The organism is Aerococcaceae bacterium zg-252 (assembly GCA_016237705.1).
Taxonomy (GTDB): Bacteria; Bacillota; Bacilli; order Lactobacillales; family Aerococcaceae; genus Globicatella; species Globicatella yangjingiae.
Map to the genome: position 1 here is coordinate 1684513 of CP066204.1, position 11768 is coordinate 1696280.

The window sequence follows — 11768 nt, forward strand, 5'->3', positions numbered from 1 at the left end:
TTGTCTCAGTTAAGGAGTTCAAAATAATAAGCATAGCTTTCAATTAAATACTGAAAGGCTTGTTTAGGGAGTGTTTCAACAGCTGTTAATCTTGAGTCATTTACTGTCGAATTTAAGCGCCATTCATTTAATCGTTGTTCAACCATGACCGTTCCATTTTCAAAGTAGAATAGCTGTACAGGGAGCTTGTCCACTTGAATCCGGTACTGGAAATTACGTTGTTTCTTTCGTTTAATATTTTCTTGTAAATGATTCTCTTGCATCGTGGTAATGAATCGATTTACTTCTTGCATCAATTCTTCATTCATCATTTTCTTTTTAGCATCTTTTAACAGCACACCATCCAAAACAAAATCACTTAAAGGGAGTAAGGATTTTGGAAACTGTTCATCTAAATAGAGATGATGAGCCATTAGTACAACGGCATTATCATTCGTCTGATAAACTACCATTTGTTTAGTTCGATACAATTCTTGCTCAATCGGGAGTAATCGAGCAAAATAATCGGTTTGCTTTTTAATGATAGTATCTAATTCTTCTTCCATTTTTGTGTTAATATCAGTAGCTGCTAACAGCTGTTTAGCTAAAGCAAACTGAATTTGATTTTCGTAATATGCCGTAAAATTTTTATACCGTTGACTTTGAATTTGATTATAGGATAATAAACTCATATAGAGTAATTGACTTAAAAACAGAAAAACAATCACAATCGGCAGTGCCATTCCACGCTTATTATTCAAGGTGAATCACTCCTGAAAAAGTTTGGTTATTACGATAAGTTAGGATAATTTCAATCACAGAATTTTGATACGATACATACCAATCTTTCACATCATAAGCATAGGGTTGATGACCGGGTTTCTTGAATAGTTTATGATTTTGCAACACAATGTGATACGGTTGTTTCCCTGATAATAAATTAATTTGCGTTGGAGTGACATTTTCAACCGTATAGTGCTTTAACTCTTGTTCTAACACTACCATTAATTGTGCCCAATCAGCTGCGCGATTATCGAGTTCTAACTGCCGCATTTTCTGATAAGACGTCAGTGCAACAAAAAGGCTATGTATCATCATACTTATGATGAGCAATGCTAGTAGTGCTTCCCACAAAATAAATCCTTTCCTATTCAATCGCTTCAAGTCTAACATGGTGCTTCTCTCCATTCTCAAAGGAAATCCAACATTGCATCTCGTCACAATCAAATTCCGTAATAGCATCATACTGCAAATTGTATGACGCAATCCGATTACTCAGCTGCTCGGATTCAATTTCTTTTACTAGTTTCAATTTAACCAAATCATAAAAGACTTGCCATTGGGTCATTTCATCTTGTAATCGTGACAGTCGCACCACCTCTGATTGAAAACTAGGGATATAGAGCATTAGCATTATACTCATCAATAAAAATCCAACAAGTGCCTCAGTTGCACTGAATCCTTCTTTATTGCCGAACTTCAAATTTACCACTTCCTAATTGAAACACTAGCTGCACTCTCTTGCCGGCATCTGAATAAAACGAAACCGTACTAAATTGGTCTGTACGCCCATTGGCAAAATAATTAAACTCATAACTCGTATACAGTTTCCACCCACGTGGAAATGGAAATTGCACTTCATTAAATGTCACTTGATTTTGCGTTGCTTCAAAACGTACTGTCCGTGTCCGCTGCATAATAATTGCCTCTTGCTGTGCTAAATTTAATTGTGCCGTCACTTTTTCGATAAATAATCGCTCAGATACGCTCTGTTGCCATGATTGGAAAGGGAGTCGAACAATCATCAGCAATACAAAGCTCATCATCAACAAAACGATTAAACATTCCATTAAAGTGAATCCTGCACAATTTTTTCGTCTATTCCACATTTATCGGCAATTGAATCACAGTATCTGATGATAGTTTTAATAGACGTTGTGCTTCATCGGATTGCTTTTGTGTAATATAGCCTTCCGATACTAATTTTGCTAACGACGCATCTTGTGTACTTTCAACTAAGTTATAGGTATTGACTTGAGTTTCAATAATTTCAGCAATATTTTCTCGTGCTTGCTTTTCAATTCGATTTCGTTGTCCAGCGACATTTGGAATAATAATCGCCATTAACAAAGCAACAATAATCAAGACAATCAACATTTCAATTAAAGTAAACCCTCGCTTATTCTTAATGCTATTCAATTTTCTGAGTAATTTTTCTCGCATATATTTTCACCTTCTTTTTTATAAACCTTCCATAGTTAACATCGGTAACATCATCAATAAATACATCGCCATAACCATAACAGCAATCACTATAAATAAAATCGGCTGTAAATACGTCAATTTTTTCGCCATATCTTCTAACATATCCGACAAAATCTTACTGGCATAGACTAAACACTTGGTCGGTAATTGGCTAGTTAATTCACCTTGGTAAACAATCATTCCAAACTCCGTACGAAATAACTGCAATTGATTTAACGTGTCACTTAACGACTCTCCTTGTTGATATCCTAATTGCAAATGCAATGCCAACTCACTTAAAAATGGGTCAATCGGATATTGCACAATAAAGTCAATGGTCTGCTGAATCGAAAAGCCACCACCAATGAAATGTCCCAGACTATCTGCTAATTTATATGTACAATAGCTGCGAACCCACTGCCGTACAATCGGCACTTTGAGCAATAGTTTATGCCGATAAATATACGATTGCTTCATTAAATATAAATCGAAAAACAAATACGCAACTATCACCAAACCGACACCGCCCAACATCAATTGTGGTAAATATGTAAAAAATAAAATTAATACTCTTACTAATATATTTGAGTCAAATGTTTTTTGCGAAATAAAACTAATAATATGTGGCAACAAGAACAGACGCATTCCTAGTAATAATGCAATCAAAAATATAAACATCACACATGGATACATCAATGCCTTGATTATTTTCGTTTTATTTTCTTGACTTTTTGCTAATTTATTAGCACTCGAAAGTAAGGCATCATAAAAGCGACCTTGCCTTTGTGCATAATAGAGTTGTGCGACAATATCGAGGGAGTAGCCGATTTGACGCAAACCTATTTCAATGCCTTTACCAGATTCTAATGTCGATACCAATGTATGAATCAATGGTTGATAACTCGGCATTAACAGTTCCATAAAGACCAGTGCTTGATTTAACGAAAATCCCTCTGTCAATAATTCGTACAAAGTCCGTAAAAAATACGCATGTGCTTTTGCAGGTAATTTAGAAATCGGTCGGCGTCTAAATAATTTCAAATTGGTAATAGCTTTTTGTTGAAAGATAGCCATTCGCCCACGCCTTTCTCAATCGTTGATTCAATGTCCGAAACGTCATCGGTTGTTGATGACATGCAGCATACAGCGCTTTCCCCTCTAATATTTCAAATAAAGCATAGCGTTGCTCTTGAAAGCTAGGAATTAATCGTTGTGAGACAATGCCAATTAATGTCTGTTGAATTTGTTGCGTCGTCACCGATAATTCTTGCAGACGCCCTATCACACCCAATGTGTTTTTCGCATGAATCGTCGCAATCATTAAATGCCCTGTCAACGCTCCACGTATTACCATTTTAGCTGTTTCTTCATCACGAATTTCACCAATCAATAATATATCTGGGTGATGTCGCAAAGCTGCTTTAATTAATTGCTCATAAGATACCCCTGCACGATAATTCACTTCTGTTTGTAGAAATTGTGGTTCAATAATTTCGACTGGGTCTTCCATTGTAATAATTTGTAGCGTTTCGTCAGCCATACGATTTCGCAATAAATGATAAATAGTCGTTGTTTTTCCAGAACCGACTGGCCCCGAAAATAAAATTAACCCACTCTTTCGTTGCACCAATCGATTCAGTCGCATTACATCATTTGGAAAAAAGACATTCATATTATTTTGTTCATGCTTTTTCTGATGTATCACACGAATCACTAATGACTCGATTAAATCAATATTCGTAATAGTCGACAACCGCAACTCAATTTGTCCAATCGCCATTTGGTAATGTATTGCACCCGATTGTGGTTTACGCTTTTCACCTACATCTAAATTCGCTAAAAATTTCAAGTAGCTAATCAATTTCTTGCCCCAATCCAATGCTCGTTCTGCATAAAATGTCATCTTTCCAAATTGTCGAAAATATAATACATAATGCTGATTAACTGGCAATAAATGAATATCGGAAACATTGCTTTCTACTGCATCTTTTATCAATTGCTGAACATCTTCTTCAATCGCTGATTTCATTCACACTCCCTCCTCTTCTGGCTCCAATGCGCTGAGATAACTTCCACTTCGCAAATCACTTTGAGTACTAAATGCCCCAGTAATTTTTACTCTAGTGGGGCAAGCCAAAACACTCCCGCGCACATCATCCTATAATCACTGATAAATACACGAAAATAATGATATTTACTTTTTTAAATAAATCTAATTTAGAAACAAGCTAATAACAAGCATTATTCAATTTTTACAATACTTTATTGATAGAAATCGAGTGCAATTTTACTCGCATCAGCACAAATTCATAAAAAAGTCATAAAAAAATCTTGGAAAATCAAAAATATAAACATGTACAAAAGATGACAAAAGAGTTACAATTAGATTACATTAAAGCGTTTTTATATTACCATGTACAATTAGAGCAAAGGAGAGAGAAATAAAGGCACTAAATGTATCATTGAAAGTTTACTATTAATTATTTTAGCTTAATTGATGTATTCAAACTGATATTATTATCGAACTACTCAATGCACCGAAAAAAATATAGGAGGATTATTATGAAAAAACGTATGTTACTTATGTCCAGCTTAACGCTATTGTCTTGCCTTACTGTACCGATTGAATCGATTATCAGTCACTCAACAACTTCGGTGCACGCTCAAGAGTCCACCACAATCGAAGAAATCTATCAAGTCATGACCCAACAAGGGCCTATTAGAGATGAACAGTTTAACATGATACCAGCAGAAGATTGGTTGCGTTATGCTAGCCAAGCTGGTAGAACCATGTATATGGATAATATCTTCTACCAAGCATATAGAGAACATGCCGTTGTCTTTACCAGTGCCATGTTACGTGCATTCAATATAATGGACAAGAAATTTAGTATAGAGGCTGATAAGTTCAATGAATTTATCAACAATGAATTTAATGCCCTAGAAGTTTTAATGAAAGAAAGACTTGATGACGGAAATGGTAGTCATCTCAATAAAGAACTGGCTCAGAGAATTGGTCTTTTTAAGGAAAATATCGCAACTGAGGGCGTTTCGGAATTAACAAGAGAAGAAGCCATTGCTCGTGTGAAGAAATCCGATGAAGCTGAAGCAATGAAAATCACTGTCCTTAAATTAAGCAGTATCCCTGCTGGAAAACTCAACCAATTAACAGATGATGACTTTTTTGAAGCTGCTGTTGTTCATGCCATGAAAAACCCACTTGGAGGTGATTATGGTACTCAATTAGCTGTATTCAAATCATTGCACCCTGAGTTATATATCAACACAGAAGAATTAAATGAAAGTCTAAAACCTAGAACACGAGAAGAAGCCATTGAATATGTAACAAAATATGGTACAGCTGAAACCATGAAAGATAATGTCCTTAAATTAAGCAGTATCTCTGCTGACAAACTCAGTCAATTAACCGATGATGATTTTTTTGAAGCTGCTGTCGTTCATGCCATGAAACTTCAAACAGGAGGCGATTATGGTACTCAATTAGCCGTATTCAAATCATTGCACCCTGAATTATATACAGATATGGAAGAATTAAATGAAAGCCCAGCACCTAGAACACGAGAAGAAGCCATTGAAAAAGTAAAAGCAACTGGTCTTGATAAAAGAATCCCTAGCTTTTTATCAGCGGTGTTCCAACAAGCAATCATTGATAAAATTCCTAAGAGTGCCTTTTATGAAGTAGCGATTCAATTTTTCATGACTCATACGACATACGATGACTTCTACACCGTCGTTTCATTCTTTACAAATTTATATCCAGAATATTTTACAGGGGATAATCACCCCGATGATACAACACGCCAAACTCGTTTAGAGAAAATACAAAAGAATCAAGAAAAATTGACCGCTCATCAAACTTCAACTGATAAAAACTATCTCACTCTTAAAGATAACCAAACATTCAGTTTTAATGAGGGCGAATTTAAAATTACCAACACTTATCTTTTAGTACCAGGTGAAGCTGGTAATCAATCCGATAACTATTTATTGGGCATTCATTATCAATTCACAAATCAATCGAAAGAAGATGTTATCGCTCCACAAATGATACTTGCGAATCATTCAAACGCACTACAATTTAAGGATGATAATTTAACTACCTTAGAACCTGGAACGTATCGTGTCCAATCCGAACAATCGGATACAGAATCAATGACTGTTTTTGATGATATTGCGACCGCTAAGCCACAGGAAACAATCGAGGGAACACTTTATTATAAAGTGCCAAATGCTCATAATGATTTAGTATGGTCCGTAATCCAAAATGATAAAGTAAATGCTTATCGCTTTAAAGTCGCTGATTTACAAAAATTACCATATCAAAGTGCAAGTTATATCTCAAATACTGACAATCAATTAGGCTACCTATTTGACTTCGAACGCTTGTATTTGGTATTTAGCAAAGATACGGATATATCAACTTGGGATAATAAAGACGGTGTTAACACTAATCCCGATATCAATTCATTATCGAAAGAAGCGACTAATCATTACAACCACTTGGTGCAACAACTCGGTGAAAATATTAAATTAGTGGCATTAGAAAATGTCCATTACACTCTTGATAATGAAGCTATCAAAGTAACTCTTGGCGAAAACAAAGAATCCGTACTTCAACTCATGACGGATTCTAAATGGGATTCCTTTACCGATAATACAGAAAACACTTATCAATTGATTTCCATACATTAAACTATCAATCCACTTACCCACCAGAGTAAGTGGATATTGTTATGTTTTCATTACACTTATAACTATCGAGAAAAAATATCCGATTTCTATACTTCACCCTTGAATTATGTTAAAATGAAAGCAGTAGTGGCTAATGGCAGCTTAAGAGTAGTAGTATTCATCAGATTACTGCATCTTACTACCATTACCAATCAATTCGTTAACGAAATAAAGGAGTCTATCAAATGATTTTTAAAGCAACTTATCAAGAAACAAAAACGCAAGTCCCATTACGTGAGAACACAAAATCACTTTATATCAAAGCTGACAACAAAGTAGAGGCACGTGAAAAATTCGATAAAAATACACCATACAGCATTGAATATTTACAAGAAATTTCAGATGCTCATTTAGAATATGAGCGTGAACACAATCCTGATTTTGAAATCTTGGAGTTTTAATTATGTCCGTATCATTGAAAAACAATGAAACAGGCGTCTTCGCATTAGGAGGATTAGGTGAAGTTGGAAAAAATATGTATGGTGTCCAATTTCAAGATGAAATTATCCTTTTAGATTGTGGCGTCATGTTTCCAGAAGATGAATTACTAGGAATTGATTATGTGATTCCTGATTTTCAATATATCTTACAAAACAAACATAAAGTATCTGCACTTATTATCAGCCATGGCCACGAAGACCATATCGGTGGTATACCCTTCTTATTACAACAACTGAATGTACCGATTTACGCAGGAAAATTGGCGAGTGCCTTAATTCGTAATAAATTAAGCGAACGTGGATTATTACGTGATGCAAATATTACTGAAATTGACGAAACGAGTGTGTTGCGTTTCAAAAAAACAACAGTGAGTTTTTACCTTACGACACATAGTATTCCAGAAGCATACGGTGTCGTAATTAAAACACCTCCTGGAAATATCGTCTTTACTGGTGACTACAAATTCGATTTCACGCCAGTAGGTAAACCAGCTGATTTACATCGCATGGCTCGTATTGGAGAAGAGGGGGTACTGGTCTTACTAGGTGATAGTACCAATGCCGAAATCCCTACTTTTACCAAATCTGAAAAAGTAGTAGGTCGCTCAATCAAAAATATTATTCAAGGCGTTGAGGGACGTGTGATTTTTGCAACATTTGCATCAAACGTATCTCGTTTACAGCAAGTTGTTGAAGTAGCAAAAGAAACTGGACGTAAGATTGCTGTCTTTGGTCGCAGTATGGAATCAGCCATTAAAACTGGTCGTGAGCTTGGGTATATTGATACAGACGGTCAAGATTTATTTGTCGACGCTCGTGATATGCACACTGTCGACAGCAAAAAATTAATTATTCTTTGTACAGGTTCTCAAGGCGAACCAATGGCAGCCCTTAGCCGTATTGCGAACGGGACACATCGTCAAATTACTGTACAACCTGATGACACTGTCATCTTTTCAAGTTCACCAATTCCAGGAAATACCCTAAGCGTCAATCGTGTCATCAATCGACTCACTGAATTAGGTGCTAATGTCATTCATGGGAAAGTGAACAATATTCACACTTCTGGACATGGTGGTCAACAAGAACAATTATTAATGTTACGCTTGATGAAACCAAAATATTTCATGCCAGTTCATGGTGAATTTCGTATGCAAAGTATTCAAGCTGAACTTGCACAAGAAACAGGTATTCCAAAAGAAAATTGTTTCGTGATGAAAAATGGGGATTTATTAGCTGTAACACAAAATTCTGCACGCATTGCTGGAAATTTCCAAGCACAAGATGTCTATGTTGACGGTAGTGGCATTGGGGATATTGGTAGTATCGTATTGCGTGACCGTCGTACTTTATCTGAAGACGGCTTAATGATTGTCACAGCAACGATTGATTATACTGCTAAACAATTAGTGAGTGGCCCTGATATTATGTCACGTGGCTTTATCTATATGCGTGAGTCACTCGATTTAGTAAATGAAATCCAGTCTGAATTACGTGCAGCAATTTATCGTGCCTTATCGCAACCAACCGTTTCTGAACGTCAGCTACGTGAAACGATTTTCGATACAATTTATCCATTAATTCATGAGCGTACAGAACGCAAACCAATGGTATTACCGATACTATTAGACATTAATAAAGGTGTTCGCAAACGTGTACCCCTTGAAACTGATGAGAAAAAATAACACTTAGTCCGACTAAGGTGAACTAAAAAAGCGAAGATACCACAACGGTGTCCTCGCTTTTTTGTTACTATAATAATTGATGCAATTTCACATCAGGATACTTATCCTTGAACCAATTTTCTGCAAATTGATTTTCAAATAAAAATACAGGCTTACCAAAACGGTCACGAGCTAAAAGATTTCGGCTACTTGACATATTGGGATTCAAATCTTTTTCATCAATCCAACGAGCAATCTTATTGCCAATCGGTGTCATATCCACTTCTGCATTATATTCGTTTAATAAACGATATTGGAACACTTCAAACTGTAATTGCCCCACTGCTCCAATAATATATTCTTCCGTATGGTAAGTTTTATATAATTGGATTGCACCCTCTTGCACTAATTGCTCAATTCCTTTGTGGAATGATTTTTGTTTCATAACATTTTTAGGGCTGACTTTCATAAACAATTCTGGTGTAAATTGTGGCAATGGCTTAAACTCCACTTTCGCTTTACTCGTATATAAAGTATCCCCAATTTGCAAATTACCAGTATCATATAAACCAATAATATCACCCGCAACTGCCTCTTGCACTTCCTCACGTGCATCTGCCATAAATTGTGTCGTATGTGCCATTCGCAAAGTCTTACCTGTACGGCCCAATGTAACATTCATTCCTTTTTCAAATAGACCGGAGCATATACGAATGAACGCAATTCGGTCACGATGTGCAGGGTTCATATTAGCTTGAATCTTAAAGATAAATCCTGTAAAATTCTGGTCTGTCGGCTCAATCACTTCTTCCGTTACCGTTTCAACAGGTGCAGGGGCTGGAGCTAGGTCAACAAAGGCATCAAAAAAGGTTTGCACACCAAATCCGGTTAAAGCCGAACCAAAAAATACGGGTGTCAGTTTCCCTTTAGCCACTAATTCCTTATCAAATTCATTACCAGCCTCTAATAATAATTGAGCATCTTCCAATGCTTGCGAATAAATAGACGAGTGTTTAAATGCATGGTCTCCCTCTGCTTCACCGTCAGCATCTAATGGAATATAGCTGTCATCTTCATCATTAACTCCTCGCAATTCTACACGTTGGTTATAAATATCATATAAACCTAATAAGCCTTTCCCCATACCCATTGGCCAGTTCATCGGATAAGCATTAATACCTAACACTTCTTCTAACTCTGCTACTAATTCTAACGGCTCACGTCCGTCACGGTCTAATTTGTTCATAAAGGTAAAAATCGGAATCCCACGCATACTACATACTTCAAATAATTTTTTCGTTTGTGGCTCAATCCCCTTACCAGAATCGACTACCATGACAGCTGCGTCTACTGCCATTAATGTACGATACGTGTCCTCTGAAAAATCCTCGTGCCCCGGTGTATCCAAAATATTAACTTGATAACCGTCATAATCGACTTGCATTACCGAACTCGTCACCGAAATCCCACGTTGTTTCTCAATTTCCATCCAGTCTGATTTTGCGAACTTTTTCGATTGTTTTCCTTTCGCTTTTACTGTCCCAGCTTCACGAATCGCCCCACTAAATAGCAATAATTGCTCCGTAATAGTTGTTTTACCGGCATCTGGGTGCGAAATAATCGCAAATGTACGACGCTTATTCACTTCTTTTTTTATATCTAAACTCATTATAATCTCCTAACTTAACTTTGATTGGCTTGCCTTTCTCCAATGGTTCAAGACAAATCAAACTATTTTATTCTAGCTCTCTATATTTTGCATTAGAAAAGAGCAGTGCTCAGCACAGCTCCTCTACTGTATTATCTAAATTCTAACTATTTTTGGCAAATTGAACTAACTTTGATTCAAGTCCCTTTTTTTCATCAGACTTTTCGTTGCCAATAACCTCATGAATTAATTTTTCTAACTCTTTTTTTTCCTCTTCAGTCATACTCGAACTGTCCCATGTTTTCCTTTTCGGTTCTTTTTTTGCCATTAAATCAAAATCTTCAAAGTCTTGTATCTGATGTTTAAAACGCACCACTTGGTCATCTGGATATAATGCATCAAAGTCAGTATTATCCAATAACTCACGATAATTTTCAATAATATCTAGCATTTCATTTTTCATATCTTTTAATGCATCACGAATATGAAGCCCAGAATCCACTAACTCATGACTCTGCTCTGTAAACTCAACTTGATATTGCTCTACTTGTTCAGTTGTACGCTGTAAAATACGTTCGGCTTCAACATTCGATTCCTCGACAATTTTATTCCCCATCATACGAGCATCAACAATACCATCTTTTAAAGCTTGTTCCATTTGAATGTAATGTGATAACTGTGCTTGGATATCTTCTACTTGCCCCTGTAAAGCTAATAATTGTTGTTGTAATTCTGAAATTTGATTTTCTTTCTCTTTAAGGGCTTGGTCGACTTGAACTTTATTATATCCAAACAAGCTGTTTGAAAATTGCATATCATAACCCACTCTCTACTTATTCTATCTCACTGACACCTAACACTCTAATTTTAACAAAAAAACTAGGCTTTCGCACCCTTTTTTTAATAAAAATCATAGTGAAAACAGCTCAACAAACCAAAATTTATCCTTTCTTTACTCATCATTATTTTAATTTTCACAAACTCATTCTTTTCCCATTATAACAATCATTCTACACACTATAAACAAAAAAATAATTGTTA

General features: G+C 35.9%; 12 protein-coding genes. 3 read left to right on the plus strand and 9 right to left on the minus strand.

What is annotated here, in order from left to right; genetic code table 11:
- Positions 1-5 precede the first annotated feature (5 nt).
- Genes JDW14_07845 through tadA form a run of 7 tightly spaced genes read right to left on the minus strand, consistent with a single transcriptional unit; the run spans position 6 to position 4252 of the window.
- Positions 6-740, minus strand: coding sequence for a hypothetical protein (locus JDW14_07845; protein QQD65197.1), 735 nt, complete (start codon positions 738-740; stop codon positions 6-8).
- The gene (locus JDW14_07850; GenBank protein QQD65198.1) at positions 733-1152 is read right to left on the minus strand and encodes a ComGF family competence protein; all 420 of its coding nucleotides are present in this window, start codon (positions 1150-1152) and stop codon (positions 733-735) included. Before JDW14_07850 ends, JDW14_07845 begins: the two co-directional genes overlap by 8 nt.
- A complete protein-coding gene (locus JDW14_07855) occupies positions 1127-1462 on the minus strand; it encodes a hypothetical protein (GenBank protein QQD65199.1) in 336 nt (111 codons plus the stop codon). The genes JDW14_07850 and JDW14_07855 overlap by 26 nt, the downstream gene beginning before the upstream one ends.
- The gene (locus tag JDW14_07860) at positions 1446-1829 is read right to left on the minus strand and encodes a hypothetical protein (GenBank protein QQD65200.1); all 384 of its coding nucleotides are present in this window, start codon (positions 1827-1829) and stop codon (positions 1446-1448) included. The genes JDW14_07855 and JDW14_07860 overlap by 17 nt, the downstream gene beginning before the upstream one ends.
- A 28-nt stretch (positions 1830-1857) precedes the next feature.
- Complete coding sequence (locus tag JDW14_07865; GenBank protein QQD65201.1) at positions 1858-2202, minus strand: prepilin-type N-terminal cleavage/methylation domain-containing protein; 345 nt, start codon at positions 2200-2202, stop codon at positions 1858-1860.
- 18 nt (positions 2203-2220) lie between these two features.
- On the minus strand, positions 2221-3297 hold the full coding sequence (locus tag JDW14_07870) for a type II secretion system F family protein (protein QQD65202.1): 1077 nt from the start codon (positions 3295-3297) through the stop codon (positions 2221-2223).
- Positions 3251-4252 carry a Flp pilus assembly complex ATPase component TadA gene (gene tadA, locus JDW14_07875; GenBank protein QQD65203.1) on the minus strand — a complete coding sequence of 334 codons (1002 nt, stop codon included), beginning with the start codon at positions 4250-4252 and terminating at the stop codon, positions 3251-3253. The genes JDW14_07870 and tadA overlap by 47 nt, the downstream gene beginning before the upstream one ends.
- Before the next feature lie 533 nt (positions 4253-4785).
- Between tadA and JDW14_07880 the strand changes: the two genes are divergently transcribed.
- From JDW14_07880 to JDW14_07890, 3 genes are all read left to right on the plus strand, one after another.
- Entirely contained in the window at positions 4786-6936 is a 2151-nt protein-coding gene (locus JDW14_07880; protein QQD65204.1) for a hypothetical protein, read from the plus strand.
- Between the two features lie 224 nt (positions 6937-7160).
- Positions 7161-7376, plus strand: coding sequence for a DNA-dependent RNA polymerase auxiliary subunit epsilon family protein (locus tag JDW14_07885; protein ID QQD65205.1), 216 nt, complete (start codon positions 7161-7163; stop codon positions 7374-7376).
- Between the two features lie 2 nt (positions 7377-7378).
- A complete protein-coding gene (locus tag JDW14_07890; GenBank protein QQD65206.1) occupies positions 7379-9100 on the plus strand; it encodes a ribonuclease J in 1722 nt (573 codons plus the stop codon).
- Positions 9101-9167: 67 nt separating this feature from the next.
- On the opposite strand, the gene JDW14_07895 is transcribed toward JDW14_07890, so the two are convergent.
- The gene (locus JDW14_07895) at positions 9168-10748 is read right to left on the minus strand and encodes a peptide chain release factor 3 (protein ID QQD65207.1); all 1581 of its coding nucleotides are present in this window, start codon (positions 10746-10748) and stop codon (positions 9168-9170) included.
- A 142-nt stretch (positions 10749-10890) separates the two neighbouring features.
- Entirely contained in the window at positions 10891-11541 is a 651-nt protein-coding gene (locus tag JDW14_07900) for a DivIVA domain-containing protein (protein ID QQD65208.1), read from the minus strand.
- Positions 11542-11768: the final 227 nt, after the last annotated feature.